21 protein-coding genes are annotated in these 21,788 nt (G+C 39.3%); 6 read left to right on the top strand and 15 right to left on the bottom strand.

Features of this window, described 5'->3' with window-relative positions:
* Nucleotides 1–13 precede the first annotated feature (13 nt).
* The 4 genes from aspS to NI461_RS07920 all read left to right on the top strand — a co-directional run bounded on the left by aspS (nucleotide 14) and on the right by NI461_RS07920 (nucleotide 4,339).
* Nucleotides 14–1,798: an aspartate--tRNA ligase gene (gene aspS / locus NI461_RS07935; protein ID WP_151205067.1), complete on the top strand. Its 1,785-nt coding sequence runs from the start codon at nucleotides 14–16 to the stop codon at nucleotides 1,796–1,798.
* A gap of 113 nt (nucleotides 1,799–1,911) precedes the next feature.
* A complete protein-coding gene (locus tag NI461_RS07930) occupies nucleotides 1,912–2,133 on the top strand; it encodes a hypothetical protein (RefSeq protein WP_151205068.1) in 222 nt (73 codons plus the stop codon).
* Nucleotides 2,134–2,151: 18 nt separating this feature from the next.
* Entirely contained in the window at nucleotides 2,152–3,027 is an 876-nt protein-coding gene (locus NI461_RS07925; RefSeq protein WP_253156902.1) for a lysophospholipid acyltransferase family protein, read from the top strand.
* Nucleotides 3,028–3,412: 385 nt separating this feature from the next.
* Nucleotides 3,413–4,339 (top strand): capsular polysaccharide synthesis protein, encoded by a 927-nt coding sequence (locus tag NI461_RS07920; RefSeq protein ID WP_174659346.1) that lies wholly within the window; start codon nucleotides 3,413–3,415, stop codon nucleotides 4,337–4,339.
* Between the two features lie 36 nt (nucleotides 4,340–4,375).
* Here NI461_RS07920 and NI461_RS07915 read toward each other — a convergent pair whose 3' ends face one another.
* The 11 genes from NI461_RS07915 to NI461_RS07865 all read right to left on the bottom strand — a co-directional run bounded on the left by NI461_RS07915 (nucleotide 4,376) and on the right by NI461_RS07865 (nucleotide 13,778).
* A complete protein-coding gene (locus tag NI461_RS07915; protein WP_174659345.1) occupies nucleotides 4,376–5,179 on the bottom strand; it encodes a glycosyltransferase in 804 nt (267 codons plus the stop codon).
* Between the two features lie 3 nt (nucleotides 5,180–5,182).
* A complete protein-coding gene (gene rffA / locus NI461_RS07910) occupies nucleotides 5,183–6,331 on the bottom strand; it encodes a dTDP-4-amino-4,6-dideoxygalactose transaminase (RefSeq protein WP_253156901.1) in 1,149 nt (382 codons plus the stop codon).
* A gap of 22 nt (nucleotides 6,332–6,353) precedes the next feature.
* Nucleotides 6,354–6,800, bottom strand: coding sequence for a MaoC family dehydratase (locus tag NI461_RS07905; protein WP_253156900.1), 447 nt, complete (start codon nucleotides 6,798–6,800; stop codon nucleotides 6,354–6,356).
* 16 nt (nucleotides 6,801–6,816) lie between these two features.
* Nucleotides 6,817–7,383: an acyltransferase gene (locus tag NI461_RS07900; protein WP_253156899.1), complete on the bottom strand. Its 567-nt coding sequence runs from the start codon at nucleotides 7,381–7,383 to the stop codon at nucleotides 6,817–6,819.
* Nucleotides 7,384–7,386: 3 nt separating this feature from the next.
* On the bottom strand, nucleotides 7,387–8,409 hold the full coding sequence (locus NI461_RS07895) for a TDP-N-acetylfucosamine:lipid II N-acetylfucosaminyltransferase (protein ID WP_253156898.1): 1,023 nt from the start codon (nucleotides 8,407–8,409) through the stop codon (nucleotides 7,387–7,389).
* Nucleotides 8,410–8,417: 8 nt separating this feature from the next.
* Nucleotides 8,418–9,293: a glucose-1-phosphate thymidylyltransferase RfbA gene (gene rfbA, locus NI461_RS07890; RefSeq protein WP_174659341.1), complete on the bottom strand. Its 876-nt coding sequence runs from the start codon at nucleotides 9,291–9,293 to the stop codon at nucleotides 8,418–8,420.
* Complete coding sequence (gene rfbB / locus NI461_RS07885; protein ID WP_253156897.1) at nucleotides 9,293–10,351, bottom strand: dTDP-glucose 4,6-dehydratase; 1,059 nt, start codon at nucleotides 10,349–10,351, stop codon at nucleotides 9,293–9,295. The genes rfbA and rfbB overlap by 1 nt, the downstream gene beginning before the upstream one ends.
* An 84-nt stretch (nucleotides 10,352–10,435) precedes the next feature.
* Entirely contained in the window at nucleotides 10,436–11,206 is a 771-nt protein-coding gene (locus NI461_RS07880) for a glycosyltransferase family 25 protein (RefSeq protein WP_253153349.1), read from the bottom strand.
* An 11-nt stretch (nucleotides 11,207–11,217) separates the two neighbouring features.
* Nucleotides 11,218–11,982, bottom strand: a complete 765-nt coding sequence (locus NI461_RS07875; RefSeq protein WP_253156933.1) for a glycosyltransferase family 25 protein — start codon at nucleotides 11,980–11,982, stop codon at nucleotides 11,218–11,220.
* Nucleotides 11,983–11,991: 9 nt separating this feature from the next.
* The gene (locus NI461_RS07870; protein ID WP_151205075.1) at nucleotides 11,992–12,963 is read right to left on the bottom strand and encodes a Stealth CR1 domain-containing protein; all 972 of its coding nucleotides are present in this window, start codon (nucleotides 12,961–12,963) and stop codon (nucleotides 11,992–11,994) included.
* Between the two features lie 41 nt (nucleotides 12,964–13,004).
* Nucleotides 13,005–13,778: a glycosyltransferase gene (locus NI461_RS07865; protein WP_151205079.1), complete on the bottom strand. Its 774-nt coding sequence runs from the start codon at nucleotides 13,776–13,778 to the stop codon at nucleotides 13,005–13,007.
* 181 nt (nucleotides 13,779–13,959) lie between these two features.
* Between NI461_RS07865 and NI461_RS07860 the strand changes: the two genes are divergently transcribed.
* Entirely contained in the window at nucleotides 13,960–15,129 is a 1,170-nt protein-coding gene (locus NI461_RS07860) for a nucleotide sugar dehydrogenase (protein WP_151205076.1), read from the top strand.
* Complete coding sequence (locus tag NI461_RS07855; RefSeq protein WP_151205077.1) at nucleotides 15,126–16,148, top strand: NAD-dependent epimerase; 1,023 nt, start codon at nucleotides 15,126–15,128, stop codon at nucleotides 16,146–16,148. The genes NI461_RS07860 and NI461_RS07855 overlap by 4 nt, the downstream gene beginning before the upstream one ends.
* A 58-nt stretch (nucleotides 16,149–16,206) precedes the next feature.
* On the opposite strand, the gene NI461_RS07850 is transcribed toward NI461_RS07855, so the two are convergent.
* The 4 genes from NI461_RS07850 to NI461_RS07835 all read right to left on the bottom strand — a co-directional run.
* Nucleotides 16,207–17,133: a branched-chain amino acid transaminase gene (locus NI461_RS07850; RefSeq protein ID WP_151205078.1), complete on the bottom strand. Its 927-nt coding sequence runs from the start codon at nucleotides 17,131–17,133 to the stop codon at nucleotides 16,207–16,209.
* Nucleotides 17,134–17,157: 24 nt separating this feature from the next.
* Nucleotides 17,158–19,908, bottom strand: a complete 2,751-nt coding sequence (glnE, locus tag NI461_RS07845) for a bifunctional [glutamate--ammonia ligase]-adenylyl-L-tyrosine phosphorylase/[glutamate--ammonia-ligase] adenylyltransferase (protein WP_253156896.1) — start codon at nucleotides 19,906–19,908, stop codon at nucleotides 17,158–17,160.
* An 88-nt stretch (nucleotides 19,909–19,996) separates the two neighbouring features.
* On the bottom strand, nucleotides 19,997–21,259 hold the full coding sequence (locus tag NI461_RS07840) for a sensor histidine kinase KdpD (protein WP_253156894.1): 1,263 nt from the start codon (nucleotides 21,257–21,259) through the stop codon (nucleotides 19,997–19,999).
* Between the two features lie 245 nt (nucleotides 21,260–21,504).
* Nucleotides 21,505–21,788, bottom strand: a 284-nt coding sequence (locus NI461_RS07835; RefSeq protein ID WP_253156892.1) for a transposase family protein, incomplete at its 5' end; no start/stop codon positions are given.

The following is a 21,788-nucleotide window of genomic DNA, read 5'->3' as shown; positions in this document are numbered from 1 at the left end:
GATTTTTAACGCTATGATGCGAACTCATTACTGCGGTTCTTTAACCGAAGCTCAAATCGACCAAACTGTAACCTTATGTGGCTGGATACATCGTCGCCGTGACCACGGTGGTGTGATTTTCCTGGACATGCGTGACCGTGACGGTCTGGTTCAAGTGGTTATCGACCCAGATACACCTGAAGCCTTTGCAACAGCAGATAAAGCCCGTTCTGAATTCGTATTAAAAATTACAGGCCGTGTACGTCGCCGTTATGCCGGTACTGAAAATGCCAACATGGTGAGCGGTCAAATCGAAGTTTTGGGTAAAGAAATTGAAGTTTTGGCTCAGTCTGAAACTCCACCCTTCCCGCTGAACGATGAAAACACCAATATTTCTGAAGAAATCCGTTTAAAATACCGTTTCCTCGACATCCGTCGTCCGGAAATGCTAGACCGTTTACGTTTCCGTTCTAAAGTAACCAACCTGATCCGTAACTATTTGGATGATCATGGTTTCTTAGACGTTGAAACTCCTATTCTGACCCGTGCCACCCCTGAAGGTGCACGTGACTATTTAGTCCCAAGCCGTGTATCCAATGGTAGCTTCTATGCACTGCCGCAGTCCCCACAGCTGTTCAAACAGTTATTGATGGTGGGTGGTGTTGATCGTTACTACCAGATCGCAAAATGCTTCCGTGACGAAGACTTGCGTGCAGACCGTCAGCCAGAATTTACCCAGATCGACATTGAAACATCGTTCATGAGTGACGATGACATCATGGATTTGATGGAAGGCATGACTGTGAAGATGTTCGATGAACTTCTTGGCGTCAAATTCGACAAGTTCCAGCGTATGCCATATTCAGAAGCCATGCGTGACTATGCTTCTGACAAACCGGACCTTCGTATTCCGTTGAAACTCGTAGATGTTGCTGACCTGATGCAAGATGTAGAGTTCAAAGTATTTGCAGGCCCTGCTAAAGATCCTAAAGGCCGTATCGTGGCGCTTCGCGTACCGGGTGCAGGCGCTTTACCACGTAGCGCGATTGACGAATACACCAAATTTGTCGGCATCTACGGTGCAAGAGGTTTGGCTTATATTAAAGTCAACGAGCTTGAAAAAGGCATCGAAGGTCTTCAATCACCGATCGTAAAATTCATCGAGCCAATCGTGCTGGATCTGTTGAAACGCGTGGGCGCTGAAAATGGCGACATCGTATTCTTCGGTGCAGACAAAGCGAAGATCGTGAATGATGCGATGGGCGCACTTCGTGTGAAAATCGGTCATGACTTGAACCTTGCGACTTGTGAGTGGGCACCGCTTTGGGTGGTGGACTTCCCAATGTTCGAAGAAACTGATGATGGCAAATGGACCTCTGTTCACCACCCGTTCACGCTGCCAAAATCAAGCGTTGAAGAGGTGAAGAACAATCCGGGTGAAGCCTTGTCTGTTGCTTACGATATGGTATTAAACGGTACTGAAATCGGCGGTGGTTCACTGCGTATCTATACTTTAGAAATGCAAAAAGCGATCTTTGAAGCGCTTGGCATTGATGAAGAAGAAGCCGAAGAGAAATTCAGCTTCCTGTTAAATGCGCTTAAATTCGGTGCACCTCCACATGGTGGTTTGGCATTTGGTTTAGATCGTTTAGTCATGCTGATGACTGGTGCATCTTCAATCCGTGATGTAATCGCATTCCCGAAAACCAAAACGGCTGAATGTCCACTGACTCAAGCACCAGCACCAGTTGAAGCAACTCAACTGCGTGACCTGGGTATTCGTTTACGTGAAAAACCAAAAGCTGAATCTCAAGAATAATTCTTGGCGATTTCAAGTAAAAGCCCTGCAATTGCAGGGCTTTTTTATTACATTGAGAACAGTTCCCAACAGTGGCATAATAGCCTCAGTTTCTATTTTTAGGTGATTTAGCAATGGCGATGCGTCCTGCTGTTCGTAATCGTAGTATTATGCTGATTGTATTTTCTGTGGTGCAATGGCTATTTATGCGCTATATCCTTGCAAATAACCTGTTCCAGTTAGATACCAATGAGCGTATTGTCTATTTCTGCTTAAGTAGCATCATTGGCGCTTTGTTTATTTTTATCGGCTTGATTTATATGGTATTGAAGGGTAATCCGGATAAAGAATCTTAATCAAATACTCTGGATGCCATGTACCTCTTACTCAAAAATTTCTCAAGACTCCCCCTCAGATTGATTCAAAATTTAGCTCGGCTGGCGGGTTCTCTTCTTTATCTGAGCAACTCCTCCGCACGTCGGGTGACCGAAATCAATCTGGCCTCTGCTTATCCTGAACTAGCTGAATCTGAACGCGCTGATTTAACCCAACGCAGCCTGAAAAGCCAGTGCATGACCTATGCAGAATCAATCAAGATTTGGGGTTCTGCACCGGAGTTTGCCCTTGAGCAGATCAAAGTCGTGCACGGGGAAAATATTTTTTTAGACGCGCTGAAAAACCCAAATGGAACTTTGGCCGTGGTTCCACATTTTGGTACCTGGGAACTTTTGAATGTCTGGGTGAATCAACATACCTCACCAGTCATTATGTACAAGCCCAGCAAGAATGAAGATATTGATCGTTTTATGCTGGAAGCTAGACAACGACTGAATGCGACTCTGGTTCCAACCGATGAAACAGGGGTTCGCGCCTTATTTAAACATTTAAAACAGGGCGGATTTGCTGCAATTTTACCGGATCATGTACCTAAAGAGTCTGGCGGAATTTACTCGCCTTTCTTTGGACAAAATGCCTTGTCCTCCACTTTGCTGTCTAAACTGGCAGCTAAAACGCAATGCTCTGTGGTTGGACTCAGCTGTTTAAGACGTGAAGATTTATCTGGTTTTGAGGTGCATGTGCAGACTTTATCTGCAGAGATTAATGCCAAAGATTTGCAGCTTTCAGTCGATACGCTGAATAAAGAAATGGAGCGCATGATTAATGTCGCTCCAGAACAGTATTTGTGGGGGTATAAAAGATTTAGGAAGGTTAAAGGAGGTAAAAACATTTATCATGTTATTAGAATATAAAACCTACCTACTTTATAGATTTTGACTTTCAAGGTATTACATTTTATTGTAGAGAAACTAAAACAGATAAAACTTTTTCTAGGAAATGGGAGAATCTAATTAAAAAATTCCATTTGATGATACAGGCTTTCTTATTATATTGAGAACATAATCTAACGATGGCATAATAGCATTAAATCTATACTATGAGGTGGATGAGCAGCAATATGGTATCTTACGGTCTGTAATCCTTACCGTATATCGATTATACTCCCAATCATATAATATAGTTACTTAGATGAAAATACTCTTAAACCAGTACCCCTCTATCCAGATACCAATAACTATATGGTCTATTTCTGTCTAAGTCATAGTATTGAAAGATAATCAAAGAAGGATTAAGCAAATGGATAATTTAGCGCTAACACTTGCTCCTCGACTAAAACTAGTTAATAAGTTATTTAAAGTTTCCAAACTTAGTATTTTTCCTCAATCTCTATCTCAAAAAATATATAATATTAAAACCGATTTAATCGTTAATTCACTACAAACTTTGCATAAAAATTTATTAATTGAATACTCCCCTCAAATAAATAATAATACTTTTGAAATAAGTAATATAATTTGGGTCTGCTGGTTTCAAGGAGAAGAAAATGCTCCTTTACTTGTCAAAAAATGTATTAACAATCTTAGGTTATATAATTCGGATAATTTTGAAGTTAAAGTTATTACTTTAGATAATTATGAAAACTATACAACCCTACCCGCTTATATAAAAGAAAAATTTTTAGAGGGAAAAATTTCTTATACACAATTATCAGATATTTTAAGATTTAGCCTTTTAGCTGATCATGGGGGTATATGGATCGATTCTACATATTTAACTATACAAAATTTGCCTTCATGTATTACTGAAAGTGATTTTTTTAGTCTTACTAGTAATATTTATCCAAATTACTCTATTTCAAAAGGCAGATGGGCTGGTAATTTTTTAAAGTTTGGAAAAAATGATCCAATAGCACAACTTTTTCGAGATTTATTTTTTGATTATTGGGTCAAAAATGACCTCTTAATTGATTATTTCCTTATCGATTATTATTTCGAACTTTTATATAGAAATTTTAAACCTTTCCAATATAAATTAAATAAATTAGAAAAAATAGGAGATTATCGTCATATACTTAATAAAATTTTATTTAAAGAAGTAAATGATAAAGATAATTATATTTTAAAAAAGGACAAGCATAAGATATACAAATTAACCTACAAATTTGATAGCAGTAAACCCAATAAAAAAGATACTTATTATCAAAAATTTTTTATTGAAGCCTGATTTTCTAAAAAGAAAAGAATTATCTGTTAATCTGCTTTAACGAATAAGGCGGAAAATTTTATTGATTTCTTTACAAATATTTGCAAACTGATCTTTACTTTTAAGCACACCGTAAGAGTATAGATGATTATTTAGCATTCTTTTTTCAAAAGGAGTTAATTTATGTTTTTCAACAAAATAATTCGTTGTTTCAAATATTTTACTCTCCTTTGCTTCACTGATGCGACCCAAGAGGTGGCTAGTATCAAAAAAATAAGTTGCATGAGGAATTTTTTGAATATTACCTAAACTTAATACACGATACCACATATCTAAATCTTGCCACATCTTTAAATTAGCATCAAAACCCTTTAAATATTGAAGTGTTTTAGTTTCTGTAAAAATTTGATTACCAACAAAATTTCCAAATAATAGATCTTTCTGTTTTATAAGCATAGGCTTATTTCGTAAGGAGCTAGTATTCGACTTTTGATAACCGGATGTTAGGGCTATAATGTTATTATGGGCTTTTGAATCCCAACACCTTATGAACCTCTCCAGTCTATCTGATAGAAAGTAATCATCATCATCTAAACCAGTAATCAATTGTCCATTTGCATTTTCAATTGCAATATTACGACTTGTACATGCACCGCTATTTTTTTCCTTAAGAAAATATTTAATACGTGAATCTATCGATACTAGGTTTTTTAAATATTCTTGCGTTCCATCTGTGGAGCAATCATCGACGATAATAAGCTCAAAGTTTTCATAAGATTGTGATAATACAGAATCTACAGCTCTCTTTAAAAGAGACAATCTATTGAAAGTCGGGATATATACAGTAATTAATAAATCCATCTTTTAATTGGTACCACTCATATTTTCAAAAAACTCATAAATAGCTCTCACTACTAGTCTCTGTTCTGCAACAGAAATACCATACCATAAAGGTAAACGTACCAATCTTTCACTATCTTTAGTAGTGAACTCATCACCCCCGATAAATTCAGAGTACTTTTTACCAGCTGGTGAACTATGTAAAGGAATATAATGAAATGCTGCATGAATTCCTTTATCTTTTAAGAAATGAATGAAATTCTCTCTTTCACTTATGTCTTTAAGCTTTAAATAAAACATATGAGCATTATGTTTGCAATGTTGAGGAATCTCGGTTAACTCAATTTTTTGACTCTGTTCTAAGTTGCATAATTCCTTATAATAATAATCCCAAGCTTTTAACCTTTCTTGATTTATAAGTTCAGCGTCATCTAACTGTGCTAATAAATAAGCAGCCTGTAGCTCACTTGGTAATAGACTACTACCAATATCGCTCCAAGTATATTTATCGACCATACCTCTAAAAAACTGACTCCGATTTGTTCCTTTTTCTCTTATAATTTCAGCTCTTTCTATAAAACTTTCATCATTAATCAGCAGTAAACCACCCTCTCCTCCACTCGTATAGTTTTTTGTTTCATGGAAACTAAATGCTGCTAAATGACCAATAGTACCTAATGCTTGTCCCTTATAAGTAGACATCACCCCCTGAGCAGCATCTTCTACTACATACAAATTGTATTTTTCGGCCAAATCCATAATCACATCCATTTCACATGCAATACCTGCATAATGAACTGGAACAATCACTTTTGTTTTCGATGTAATTGCTGCTTCAATTTTTGTTTCATCTATATTCATCGTGTCAGGACGAATGTCTACAAAAATAATTTTTGCACCCCGTAAAACAAATGCATTTGCCGTACTGACAAAGGTATAGCTTGGCATAATGACTTCATCACCTTCTACTATATCGAGAAGTAATGCAGCCAACTCTAGTGCATGTGTACATGAAGGCGTAAGTAAGGTTTTTTTACAGTTGAGGCTATCTTCAAACCATTTTTGACATAGTTTAGAATACTTTCCATCACCTGAAAGTTTTTTAGATTGGATTGCTTCTACTAGATATTTAGTCTCAGAACCCAATACTGGTGCTTTATTAAAAGGAATCATTGATCTACCAATTCATTTATTATCAAATATCTATACAAAACATCGAGTGTTTTAGGATTGCTTCACCTATAAAAACTTTAGTACCAGACTCATCAGTCACAAGAGTTGAAACTTTAATATGTCCCTTATATTTATCAACTTGATCAACAATAATATGCGCATAATAAGTTTGATCTATAAATACTGGTGCTTTAAAGCTCATTGATTGATTTAAATAAATGGTACCAATACCTGGATAATCTGTACCAAAAATCCTAGAAAATATACTTCCCACATAAAAACCATGAACTATTGGGCGCTGAAAAACTGTTGTCCTTGCATAGTCTTCATTTAAATGAATAGGATTATTATCTCCTGTAACTTCAGCAAACTTCTTAATATCCGTTTTCGAAAATCTAAATCTATATAGCCTTTCATAATTAACATTATTTTGAAGGCATTGATTAGAACTTATAAACTCAAAAAACATATTGAATTAATTCACTCTATACTGAAATACAGTCATTTATATACTCAAGCTCTAAGCCTAATAAATCCTTCTTTCGATCCTTTACTCGTTTTGCAGGATTTCCGATATAAATCCCCCATTGTTGAGTGCTTTTATTAACCAATGTCAAAGCTCCTATTGAACATCCTTCAGCAATATGTACTCCAGGAAATATAATAGCTCCTGCTCCCACAATTACATGCTTACCTAAAGAAACTTCTTGCTTTGTTTCTCTTTTATATTTCGTAGGTACAGTTGGATTGGTCAAAGATGCTCCACTATAATCATCTGACTGTGTAAAAACTTGTACATGATAAGCTAAACCAGAAAAGTCTTTAAAGACAATACCTTTTTCACCACCTGCAACTAAGCACATTGGGGCAATATGTACGTTTCTACCTATTATCACCTTACCAGAAATAACACAAAAATCATCGATTCGTGAATGATCGCCAATCTCAATCTGGTCACAATTATAAATGGAAGCTTTATCGCTGATTTTTACATTTTCGCCTAAATATTTAAAACCCATTTCCTTGAGTTGTTCTTTAGATAAATATGCCATTTCTTAAGACTCCAATAATTTTTTCCACTTTTTTTCAAAATTTTCTTTTGAAAAATAACTTTTTATCTTACTTTGATTTTTAACTAATTTTTGAGTATTAGTTAAATTAAATGTTTCAATATCAAAAACCTCAATTTCCTTGTCTTTGAATAGCTCCCACTGAGATGTTCCCTTTCTCAAATACACTATCTTACCCATTCCCAAGAGACTGATGGTATTACCCATTGCCTGTTGTCTTTGATGATTAAAGATAGCAATATCTATATTCTGAAGAAAGCTCTGATATTTTTCATATGGCATGAACTCAGTCAATGCTTCAAATTTATGCTCAAATATAGTCTTCCCATATTTAATCACTTTTTCTGCATATATTTGATTTCCATATGATAAAGGCACATAGATTTTAATATTTGAATCTTTAAATTGTTCAAGTATATCCAAAGCCGCAATATGCTCGTTTGCAGGATCCGCAGAATTTCCTAATAGAATATTAATATTTTCACTATTATTTTTATCAGAATAATGATCAAGGCTAAAAATATTACTCAAATAACCAAGGTTCTCTAAATACTTTCCCTTAGCCCTAAATTTTGCTCTTGCATATTCAATATCTCCAGGAAGATATGTCAGCAAATACCCCATATTTTTTATAACGATCTTTTTATAATAACCAGATAATCCATTCTTTTGTTTAGTTTCATACAAGTCACCACCCCACATTAACCAATGACATTTTTTTAATAACCATGGGTTGTAAAATAGGATTTTTATAACTTTTGAACTAAATAAACCATGTAAAATAATTTTATCAGCACTATACATTTCTAAGAGAAGTTGAAAATAACTCACATTATTTTCTTTTTCTCCTAAAAAAAATACACCTCTATCTCGCAAGAAACCATATACATTCTCATCGCCATAAAGATAAAAGGTATTATTTTCTGGTGAAAAGTTTTTCTGTATAAAGTCAATCAGAGCAGGTAAGAACTTATCAGCCATACCCACATGTATTATTTTTTTATACACAGTTTTACCTAATTGACCAGTGAGATCAAATATTGACCATAATCATTTTTACTCATAGTTTGACCAATTTCTAATACTTGTTGTTTACTGAGCCAACCATTATTCAAAGCAATTTCTTCCAAGCAAGCCACTTTATAACCTTGACGCTTTTCAATGGTTTCTACAAACTGGGCTGCTTCCAATAAACTTGAATGTGTCCCAGTATCCAACCACGCAAAGCCACGGCCTAGCAACTCAACATTTAAGTTACCACGTTCTAAATACATCTGATTTACAGTTGTGATTTCCAGCTCACCACGCTCAGAGGGTTTTACTTGCTTCGCAATTTGAATCACCTCATTGTCATAAAAATACAATCCTGTAACCGCAAAATGTGACTTCGGCTGCTTTGGTTTTTCTTCTAATGAAATTGCACGTTTTTGTTCATCAAACTCAACTACACCAAAGCGCTCAGGATCTTTAACCTGATAGCCGAATACCGTAGCGCCTTTTTGACGTGCAACCGCTTGACGTAGCATTGGGGTAAAACCCTGTCCATAGAAAATATTATCACCTAGCACTAAACATACATTGCTATCACCGATAAATTTCTCACCAATAATAAATGCTTGAGCTAAACCATCTGGACTTGGCTGAATCGCATACTCCAATCGAATACCAAACTGTGATCCATCACCCAACAAACGTTTAAAGCCATCCAAATCTTCAGGCGTTGTAATAATCAGTACATCCTGAATTCCTGCAAGCATGAGTACTGAAAGTGGATAATACACCATGGGCTTATCATAAATTGGTAATAGCTGCTTGGATACACCTTTTGTGATTGGGTATAACCTTGTTCCCGAACCACCAGCTAAAATGATTCCTTTGGTTTGATTTGACATTATATATTTACACCCAATCTTTCACGCTGGTAACTGCCATCTTGCACACGACGGCACCATTCTAAATTATTTAAATACCACTCTACCGTTTTACGAATTCCTGTTTCAAAGGTCTCTTGCGGCGCCCAACCCAATTCTTTTTCGATTTTTGTAGCATCTATGGCATAACGTAAATCGTGCCCCGGACGGTCTTTCACAAAAGTAATAAGCGACTCATACTGCTGCCCATTGGTCCGAGGTCTTAATTCATCCAAGACTTTACAAATGGTTCTTACAACTTCTATGTTTTGTTTTTCGTTATGTCCACCAATATTATAAGTTTCCCCTACCATACCTTCAGTCACCACCTTATATAAAGCACGTGCATGGTCTTCAACATATAACCAATCACGAATTTGATCGCCTTTTCCATAAATTGGCAGAGATTTAGCATCTAAAGCATTGAGAATTACTAATGGAATGAGCTTCTCTGGGAAATGGTATGGTCCATAATTATTTGAACAATTCGTCACAATTATTGGTAGTCCATATGTTCGATACCAAGCACGGACTAAATGATCTGAACTGGCTTTACTTGCAGAATATGGTGAACTTGGCGCATATGAAGTTCTCTCAGTAAATAAATCTGTGGTTCCCTCTAAATCACCATAGACTTCATCAGTTGAAATATGATGGAAACGAAAAGCTTCTTTCGCTTCATTGGTTAGACTTAACCAATATTTTCGTGCAGCCTCTAATAAACTATAAGTCCCTATAATATTGGTTTGAATAAATGCAATAGGACTATCAATAGAGCGATCAACATGTGACTCGGCAGCCAAATGCATCACAGCGTCTGGCTGAAATTCCTGAAAGATAGTTTCTATTTGTGCTTGATCACAAATATCCGTTTGACTAAACGTATAACGTTCATTTTTTTCAATCAAGTGAAGTGACTCAAGATTACCTGCATAAGTCAACTTATCTACATTTAAAACATGATGATGGGTGTTTTCAATAATATGACGTATTACCGCTGAACCAATAAATCCAGCACCACCAGTTACTAGAATGCGCATTTCAAGCTGTTCCTATCATTTCATCACGTTTGTATTTTTAAACGGGTTATATCAAAATATTCAACTTTACTGCTAGAGCAACTTTTATTTAAACTCTACACGCTGACCGACTAACGCATATTTTACTTGTTTCAATATACGTAAAATCTCCAGCTGAACTTTTGCCCAACCTTTTTTCTTTTGCTTTTTCATCCGGGCTTTCCGCTCAGCAAGCAAATCACTAGAAAGAACCGTTTTCTTTTCAGGAAAAAGTATCATTTCTTGTATACATAAAGCGGGGGTCATTTGATACACAGAATGAAATTGATGCCGTATAAATTCATTGAACATCACTTGGTCTAGCGGGATCAATTGAATCTGTCCAACATACTGCAAGTATTTTTGAGCACCCTTAAGACTCAAAATATAACCTGCAGTCCCTAAATTCTTCCCCGTGAGTTGAACAATATGACGCATCCCATGTGCTATTTCTGACTTGGTTTTGCCTAGAAAGACTTGATTTGCAAAGGCTTCAGTCTTAATAATATCCCACTTTGGACTGATCCAGGCTGAGTTGTTTAATAATTCAGCAGCAGCCTCACCTAAGTACACATCATCTTCAAAGATAGCCATATAAGGAATTTGCTCATCTACCATTTTTTGCCAAATCGACACATGGCTCATAAAGCAAGCTAATTCACCCGGGCTTAAAAATTCATTCTGAATATTGAGTTGCATTTTTTCAGCTAAAGGACGAGCCAGATCAGGTGTTAGTGCATCAAAAAACTCAAATTCAATATTCTGTTTACCAAACTCTTGCACAATGTGCTCACGGCGAGCAGTGGCACTTTTTAAACTAATTACAATATTTTTCATACAACTTACATTTACTTCACTGACACTAAATGTTTCAGTGCATAACAACGATCACACCACATCCGTTTTTGTTTTTTGATACCGTGAGAAAGTCCACGCCCTTCTTTTTCTTTACGAGAAATACCTTGCTCTGCAACAGTCCCTAAAATATCACTGTCTAATCCTGCGGGTCTAACCAAAGCGGGCCATACCCCTAAACCTTTCCCATTTTTACTAAGCCAGGTTTGAAAGAATATATCAACAGGCATAGTCATGGTTTTTCCGGCCTGCATAAACGCCTCGGCGCCTTTACGTGACCAGACTAAACCTAGACCACGAATAGGAAAATAAAATGCATGCCACAAACTCATGCCATCAATCTCTGTAATATCTTTGCTCAATTTTTTCTTTTTGGCTGCAATATTAATCAAATACCAATCCAGCTCTTTATGTTGATCCAGATATTCAATCGTACCATCAAGCTTATCTTTAAAGTCTGGATCGATCTTCATATCGTCCTCTAGGACCACCAGATAGTCCGCATCTGTACTTAAAAATTTCTCTGCACAACCATAATGACTTAGATAACACCCCAACTCTGAGTTCATCAGACTACGTCCAAGGGTCTGATTTGCTCCCTGAGCATCGTAGTTTTCGAACTCAGTTAAAGCTTTTCCACGCCCATCGACTGCAGAAAAACGTTCAAAAGGCCAATGGACTTGATTCAGCTGCTGTGTTGCTCGCTCTAGTCGTTCATGACTTCCGTCCAAATTAATGAGATATGTAACAACTTTCATCATGAACCTTTAAACTAAAATTGAATTCGGTAAATAGCCCGCCAGCTTCTGCTGCATTGCTACATTGATCTGTTGAGCAGCTGCAGCGTCCAGCTGGTCTAGGCTTTGAATGCAGCCATATTTAATAGTAGGGTAATCGAGTGCCTGAATAAAATTATTGCGACTATCTTCATTTTTTAGATAGGCCAATTCAATATCAGGCTTGAGTTCAACCTGTTGCTTCTGAATTTTAAGATGATTCATAAGTGAGATTGGATTAAGTTGCTCCACACTACGAAACTTAAACTTGACCTGAGTTTCCAGTAATCGAGGATGCGACAATAAGTAATCTTTCAAAATCTGACGATCAACGATATGTGGATAATGATGGATTTCAAAAAATTTGTTAAAACCTAAAATATCCGCACCCAGCATTTGTGCAATCATATGTTTAGGTTGAATAGGCTTAGCAAATTGTTTATTCATAAACTGGCGATATTTCAGCTTGGTTTTTAAAGCCAGCTTATTCTGCCAATGACCGTAAATTACCAAATGCTCACCTTGTAGAAAGTCTTCAATATGAGCGGTTGAGTTAAAGAAGAAATCATCATTCAGATAAATAAAGTAATCTGATAGTCCTTCAATATTCCAGAGCATACTTTCAATAGACCGAGTATTGAAAGTAGGCAGATATTGCTCATAACCACTAAAAATTTCACGATGATCCACAATCCGGATTTTATCGGCTGAACACAGACCTTGAGCTGCAAACTCATCAATAAACGCGGGTCGCTGGTTATCGGTCACAATTAAAATATTGCGATAAAAAGGCACATATTTCAGGATTGAGGCGACATTGTAATAAATTTCATTATTACTGGCAAAACGGGTATCACTAATCGCATCCGACGCATCTTCACCAGTCAAATACTTATGGCGCTTTTTTTTCAATTCAATATCATTACCATCTACCCAGGCAATCACGATATCAATGTTCTGCATTTGCTTGATCACTTTAAAAAATCAGTCTTGAGCGTACTGGATTATTGCCATGCATCTTTAATCCACTGTGAAGGCAATACATAGCGATACCATTTGCCGCCTCCACCATTAATAGCCTCCGGTGGATTGATTTCCCCATGAAAAATAATAATTTTGGCACCTTCAGGCTTCACTGGCGGCTTGAAATAAGCCATCGGAATCTTTTGTAGACAATGATATTTATAACTTTTACACCAACTATCTGGCCAATAAGTCTGCTGGCCTTCACGATCGACATACCAAGACAGATAAGCCTGTTCATTACGAAATTTTTTTCGAATTTCTTCAAAGTTTTCGCGAAAATAAGGTAAAAGCCCTGGAAAAGCCCCCAGTTTAAAACGGTAAACAGAACTGTTTCCGGTAATCCGCCACGGCCGCTTCCAGTCATGAATAATTAAAAAATCACCGGGGTATGTAAAAAACTCATCAATATTATCAACAATGACCACGTCTAGATCTAAGAATAAGGCATTACCTTGTAGCCCGTATAAATCTGGTTCAAAGGTCGAAAGTTTATTCCAGCCACGTTCAGGACTACCGGGTGGTAAAGCTAATGGTGGAATAGGAAAACATTCAACAGCTGGATCAATGCCCTCAGTACGATCAGTCAGACAGACCATTTTGAAGTCAACCGTCGTATGACGTTTAACCATATTATAGAGACGATTAACATACTCTGCCCCATATTTCGTGCCCCACTTCATGCACAGCACTATATTCTGTTCAGACTGCATTGGAGCCTGATTGGAGAGTGAGTCGTTTACCTTGTCCTGCATGTATTCATCTTCCGCCAGCATTCTACCTCATATAATACCACCTCTAAAGCAAAGTTATCATATTGCTTTTAATGCTTTCATAACACTAAAAATACTTTGTGATATGATGCAATATCGCTTTCGCCAACCTTTATCAGGTTATAGATAAGCTCCTTAAATAAAGAATACAAACCAGGTTGATATGAAAATAGCAGTTGCAGGTACCGGTTACGTCGGCCTTTCCAATGCCATGATCTTCTCACAACATCATGAAGTTATTGCATTGGATATTATTGACAGCAAAGTCGAGATGTTAAACCAAAAAATCTCTCCAATTCAGGATGAAGATATTTCTAAATTCTTGATAGAAAAGCAACTCAATTTCCGTGCAACCACCGACAAAGCTGAAGCTTATCAGCATGCCGACTTTGTCATTATTGCCACACCGACGGATTACGATACCAAGACTAATTACTTCAATACTCAAAGTGTTGAAAGTATCATTGGTGATGTAATTAAGATTAATCCTCAAGCCGTGATGATTATCAAATCTACCGTGCCGGTCGGTTTTACCAAAGCAGTAAAAGAAAAGTTTGATACCGACAATATTATCTTCTCTCCAGAATTTTTACGTGAAGGCAAAGCACTGCATGACAATCTATATCCCTCACGGATTATTGTCGGAGAAAAATCAGAACGTGCTGAGTTATTTGCTGACATGCTGATTGAAGGCGCTATTAAAAAAGACAGCCCAATCCTGTTTACTGATTCTACCGAAGCCGAAGCGATCAAGTTATTTGCCAATACTTACTTGGCGATGCGTGTTGCTTATTTTAATGAACTGGATACCTATGCACAAACCTTTGATCTTGATACCCGCCAGATTATTGAAGGGGTATGTTTAGATCAACGTATTGGCAATCATTATAACAATCCCTCTTTTGGTTATGGTGGCTACTGTCTACCAAAAGATACCAAGCAACTACTGGCCAATTATCATCAGGTTCCAAGCAATCTGATTCAGGCAATTGTCGACTCTAACCGTACGCGTAAAGATTTTATTGCCGATTCAATTCTTGCCAAAAACCCATCTGTAGTGGGTATCTATCGTTTGGTTATGAAAAGTGGTTCAGATAATTTCCGTGCTTCAGCCATTCAAGGTGTGATGAAACGACTGAAAGCCAAAGGCATTGAAATCATTATTTATGAACCCAGCCTAAAAGAAACTGAGTTTTTTAAATCTAAAGTAGTGACCGATCTCAATACTTTTAAACAACAAGCAAATGTCATCATTGCTAACCGTCGCTCAGCAGATCTCAGTGATGTTGAAGAAAAAGTGTATACCCGTGATATTTTTGGAGGTGATGAATGAAAGTCCTTGTAACTGGAGCAGCGGGTTTTATCGGCTTTCACGTCTCCAAAAAACTGCTTGAACGTGGTGATGATGTAGTCGGTTTCGATAATATGAATGACTACTATGATCCTGCTTTAAAACAGGCCCGTGTAGACCACTTGGTTACAACAGCTGAGCAAAGTACAGGGCAGTTTAATTTCATTCATGCCAATTTAGCAGACAAGACAGCAGTGGATCGATGTTTTCAGGAACACCAGTTTGACCGGGTGATTCATCTGGCTGCACAGGCAGGTGTGCGTTATTCTCTTGAAAATCCGATGAGTTATGTCGAAAGTAATATTGTCGGTTTTACCCATATTATTGAAGCCTGCCGCTATGCCAAGACACCCCATCTGACCTATGCGAGCACAAGTAGTGTTTACGGGGCCAACACCACAATGCCGTTTAGTGAAGAGCAGGGCGTGAATCATCCCATTCAGTTCTATGCAGCAACCAAACGCGCCAATGAGTTGATGGCTCATAGTTATAGCCATTTATTCAAACTGCCAACTACAGGCTTACGCTTCTTTACTGTCTATGGTCCTTGGGGGCGCCCAGATATGGCACCTTTTAAATTTACCAAAAACATTATAGAAGGCAAATCGATTCAAGTCTTTAACCACGGCAACCATACCCGTGACTTTACTTTTGTCGAGGATATTGCTGAGGGTGTAATCCGTTCCAGTGACCAAATTGCTGAGCCTAACCTAACTTGGGATAGCAATCATCCAGATCCATCAACCAGTAATGCACCATTCCGGATTTTTAATATTGGCAATAGTACACCCGTACAATTAATTGACTTTATACGAGCTATTGAAAACTCTGTTGGCAAAAAAGCCCTAATCGAAATGCTTCCCTTACAGGAAGGGGATGTGCCTGATACTTTAGCCGACAGTTCTGCTCTTGAACAAAGTGTAGGTTACAAACCTTCTGTTTCTGTTGACGATGGGGTGAAGCAATTTGTGGACTGGTATCGGGATTTTTATCAGATTTAATAAATTCTTCAAGTAATAAAAAAGGACTCGAATGAGTCCTTTTTTATTACTGAGTATCTTATTTCACATAAGTTAACCAGTGTGCATATTTAGGATCTCTGCCCTGAACTGCATCAAAATAGGCTTTCTGGATTTGAGTGGTAATCGGACCACGGACACCTTCACCAATTTGACGGTCATCATATTCACGGATTGGTGTTACTTCAGCCGCAGTACCGGTAAAGAATGCTTCATCAGCAATATAGAACTCATCCCGGGTAATACGGCGCTCTACCACTTCATAACCCAGATCCTTGGCAATAGTAATAATGGTTTGACGGGTAATCCCATCCAGTGCACCACCGGCAATATCAGGCGTATGGATGACGCCATCACGTACCAGGAAGACGTTTTCGCCTGAACCTTGGCATACATAACCTTGTGGATCAAGCAGCATTGCTTCGTCATAACCCGAATGTGCAACTTCCTGATGAGCCAGGATAGACAGGGTATAGTTACCAGAAGCTTTCGCCTTACACATGGTCACATTCGGATGGTGGTGAGTAAATGAAGAGGTTTTCACACGAATCCCCTTCGCCATCGCCTCTTCGCCCAGATAAGCACCCCAGCTCCACGCTGCAACCACAGCATGAATAGTATTGTCTGTTGCCGCAATACCCAGCTTTTCAGAGCCAATAAAAATAATTGGACGTAAATAGCAAGATGCTAATTTATTTTCACGAACAACATCAATTTGAGCTTGTTCTAATGCTGCCTGATCAAATGGAACTTTCATTTGATAGATTTTGGCAGAATTCAATAAACGTTTGGTGTGTTCTTTTAGACGGAAAATAGCCGTTCCATTCGGGGTTTCATAAGCACGGACACCTTCAAACACCCCCATACTGTAATGTAAGGTATGTGTTAATACGTGAGTTTTTGCCTCACGCCAGTCAACCAGTTGTCCATCTTGCCAAATAAAACCATCACGATCAGCCAAATTCATGCCACAAACTCCAATTTTTCACAATTATTCACTCTCCAGCGCAAATGCTGCAGCTGGATCAATCAGTCTTTGCCATAACTTGCAAACGGTCATTCGGGTATCGTGCCAGTCGCTTGCAGACACTTGCATGGATTGATTTGCAAGGGCTAAGCGGTGGCTCTCTGCGCGTTCACGGAGATAAGCTTGAATCAGAGCAGTCGCATCGTTGCTGGATAAGCAACCTGTCTTTGCGGCATCCTCAAGGATTCTTACATTGTCGGAGTAATGGGCGAGATCTTTATTCGTCCCACTCCAAGCCAATACCGCATACTGTGCCATAAATTCGATATCAACGATACCACCTGCATCTTGTTTTAAATGAAAAATTCCATCTTTTTTTTGCTCGTTGGATGAACCGAGATGGTCTTTCATTTTCTGGCGCATCTTTAGTACTTCGGCACGTACATGTGCCTGTTCACGCGGCTGGGTCAGAATCCGGCAGCGTAGCTGCTCAAACTTGTCCCGAAGGCAACGCTCACCGGCAATACTGCGCGCACGCACCAGCGCCTGATGTTCCCACAACCAGGCACTTTTCAGCTGATAATGCTCAAAGGCTTTCAGGCTGGTGACCAGCAGGCCTGCTTCGCCAGATGGACGTAAACGGGTATCGACTTCATAGACGCGGCCATCCAAGGTCTGTGTCGTCATCAATGACATAAACTTTTGCGCCACACGCATCGCAAATTTAAAACCACTAATTGGTTTTAGCCCGTTGGTATCAGCCTGTTCATCCATATAGTGAATAAACACCAGATCCAGATCCGAGCCATAACCGAGTTCAATCCCGCCGACCTTACCATAACCAATCACGGTAAAAGCCATATGATCTAAGGTACAACGCTGGCCTTCCGCATCTAGCGGGAAACCATGTTTTTTCACGGTAATCTGATAGGCCAGCTGTAAGGCGGCATTCACCGATACTTCCGCAATATCCGTGAGGGCATCGGAGACTTTCATCAGCGGACTTTCCGCCAGTACATCACTAGCGGCCACCGCTAGTACATTGGATTTTTTAAACAGGCGCAGTACACGCATCTGGTCTTCAATCTGGTCCAATTCAATACGCAGCAATTGCTGGCGTAAAGAATCTTCCAGATCTTGACGTTTAGGCAGTTCAAAATCCATAGATAGAAACTCATCCAGCAAGACCGGATAATGGGTAAGTTCTTCACAAATCCACGGACTGACCGTTGCCATTTTAACCAGTCGCTGTAAAGCGCCTTTACTCTCGATGAGCATCACCAGATAGACGGTACGACGCATTACAGATTCGACCAGCGGCATCAGCCGAACCAATGCAGTTTTCGGTTTATCTGATTTCAGAATCGCTTCGATCAGATAAGGCCAAAAGGTTTTAAGACGCTGAGTGGCCTTGGCAGGTAATTTTTTTAAGGCATGTCCATACCAGAATTCATGCACCAAATTTTTGGCAGAATCATCCAATACTTCATCAAGTCGCTGTTCGAGTTGGGCAAAACTTTTGATTTCAGGATCTGGCCCGGTTTCCTTAATCAAATGCTCAAACTGATAGGTGACCTTGGCACGTTTCTGATCCAGAACATGCATAAATTCAGACCAGTCTGCAAAACCCAAGGTATCGACCAAACGCTGGCGCAAATCTGGCTCAACCGGCAGACACTGGGTTTGCTGGTCATTCAAGGCTTGAATGGCGTGCTCCACCCGACGCAGGAACAGATAGGCATCTTCCAGATCAGCCACCGCCTGCTCATCCAGCAACTCCGCATCATCCAGATGGTTTAGGTTTACCAGGCACTGACGGTCTTGCAGTTCCAGTTTGGCGCCGCCATAAATCAACTGGAACACTTGCACAATAAATTCGACTTCGCGAATACCACCGGCACCGAGCTTGATATCATCTTCAATATTCCGGCGCTGTACTTCACGCTCGATCATGGCTTTCATTTCACGCATGGCTTCAAATGCGCTGTAATCGACGTATTTACGGAATACAAAAGGACGGGTCATGTCCAGCAGTTCATCACCTTCCGGACTCGGATTGACAATACGTGCTTTAATCCAGGCATAGCGCTCCCATTCACGGCCATGCTGGCTCAGGTACTTCTCCAAGGCGACATGACTAATGGCCAATGCAGAACCCTCCCCCCAGGGGCGCAGGCGCATATCCACCCGAAAGACAAAACCATCGGCTGTAATCTGGTCCAGCAGATGAATAAGTTTTTGTCCCCACAGAATACAAAATTGCTGCACATCAATGCATTTACGTCCATTGCTTTCACCCTGTTCATCAAAGGCGAAAACCAGATCAATATCACTAGAAAGATTAAGTTCTTGTGCCCCCAATTTCCCCATGGCGATGACAATCAGGTCCTGCACCTTGCCGTTATACCCGATCGGTTCACCATATTTGGCAACCAGCGAAATACGTGCAAAATCTTTGGCGACACAAATGGCAGCATCGGCAAAATCGGAGAGTTCGCGGGTGAGCTGAACCACATGGGTGAGTTGATTGGCATCCTGCCAGATCCAGCGGAACATCAAGCGAGCACGGAGCAGACGCAAGGCGCGCATCCATTCAGCTTCATCCTGTATCTGCCCGACAGCAGCCTGAATCAAGTGATCAATATCGGTCCTACTCAGGAAACCCTGAAACTGATCAACCGCATAATCCTGCTCTAAGCTGGCCTGATGCTTGACAAGTACCTGCTCAGCATATTGGCTGGCTCTTAAGGTTTTCTGCAACTGGACGGCGTTCATCGCTCCATTCTTCCCCTGAAACTTTTTGCTTAGTTATAGCAGGTGTTCGATCTCAGGGGGAATGTTTTAGGCTGAAACTGACCTATTTTCAGGATTTTTCTAACTGCCGGTCTTCAATCACCAAAGCCTGGTGTTCATTAATCACTTTCGGCAAATGTACAGTAAAAGTGGTGCCGTGACCTTCTCTTGACTCTACTCTGATCTGCCCCTGATTTAGGTCAATAAAACGTTTACACAGCACCAGCCCCAGACCGGCGCCTTTCTCTTCGCTCGTTCCCTTGACCGTGACAACCAGATTCGGTTTGAACAGATTTTGTATCTGCTCGTCAGTCATACCCAGACCTGTATCCTGAACCGTAATCTTGACTTGCTCACCCTCCATCTCAGCATCCAGAATCACCTGCCCGCCTTGATTTACCGGAGTAAATTTAAGGGCATTGGATACCAGGTTCTGTAATACCGAGGTGATCATATTAATGTCGGCATGGACTTTGATACTTTCCGGAATATTATCGATAAGCTCGATATTCTTTTTCAAAGCCAGGCTCTTCAGCACGTCACAGACAATTTTACTGGACTGCTTCAGCTCATAATTAATTGGATGATAAACAAAGCGTCCACCCTCAGCCATCGCCCAGGTTAACAGGCTCTCAAGCAGATTATAGGTCGATTGAGCCGTGTCATATAAATAGTCAGCAATATTCTGTGCACTGGCCTCATCCAGAGTATCGCGCTCTTGCGACAGGACTTCTGAAAAACCCAGCAAGCCATGGAATGGCGCTCGCAGGTCATGGGCGATAATCTGAAAGAATTTGGTCTTACTGAAATTCAACGCACATTGCTGTTCATGCAACTCTTTCAACTCATCATATTCTGCGCTCAGGCGAATCCGGCCCACCAGACTCTCTGCCAACTGTTTGACCGTGGCCACATCTTCAGGATCGAAAGGCGCAGTTTCATCATCAAAGAAAACCACTTGCCCTAAAGAGGAATTGGCAGCTTCTTTAAGATTGAAAGCCACCAAGCGCTGATGAGCGACTCCAAGATTTTTAACATACTGGGAAAGCTCGGCGTAATCAGGATGCAACTGGGTCACCACATCTGCTTCTTTAAAGGGTAGCTCTTGCTCTTGAAGTGCGTGCAGGGCACGAAAACCCTGTGCACAGCTGTACCAGATATAGGGTTCACCATGAAAGCCCAGAATACTGGTTTTAACGCCTAAAATCCTTCGGGAAATCTTACAAAAGGTATCTAATAAGTTATTGGAGGTATAGACACCTAAAATGAGAGATATACGGCACGAGCTTAGTTGCTCCGTATTCTGTCCGACCTCTAGCAGTTTTAGTTCCATGTCTGCCTCTATTTATGATAGTTAGTGGAAAAATTAATACGATAGACCAAATTTATACAAGCAATAACAAAGATTCTATACTTTCTAAAGTAGAAAAACTTCCATCATAAGCAAAGAAATTGTTAATTAATTTCTATTGAGATACATTTCTTTATTAAAACAGCGACCTACGAATATTAAGAAGAGCTTCAAGTAAGTATAACTTTATATACAATATAGTGAAGACAATAGATTTCTTTCATAAGTCATTTTTTACTCAGCTCCAAGTTATAGATTCCCGCAATTAAATTGAATCTTAATCCCAGTCTTTTGCCTCGATTGCGATATCGCTCAGCAAGAATTTTGAAAGTTTTCAAACTGCCAAATACATGCTCAATCCCAATTCTTCTTTTATTGATTTGCTGATTATAGATTTTTAGTTCAGGATCCAGTTTACAGCGCTTCTTTGCTTTTAATGGCAACAAGCTATTTGGATACACTGTATAAATTCCCTGATAACCCTTATCTGCAAGGATAAATGCACCTGCAG

The sequence above is a fragment of the Acinetobacter sp. S4400-12 genome (genome assembly GCF_024129495.1).
In the GTDB taxonomy this organism is placed as follows: Bacteria; Pseudomonadota; Gammaproteobacteria; order Pseudomonadales; family Moraxellaceae; genus Acinetobacter; species Acinetobacter lwoffii_C.
The sequence above is the reverse complement of the archived record's forward strand: the minus strand, read 5'-3'. Positions and strand labels throughout refer to the sequence as shown.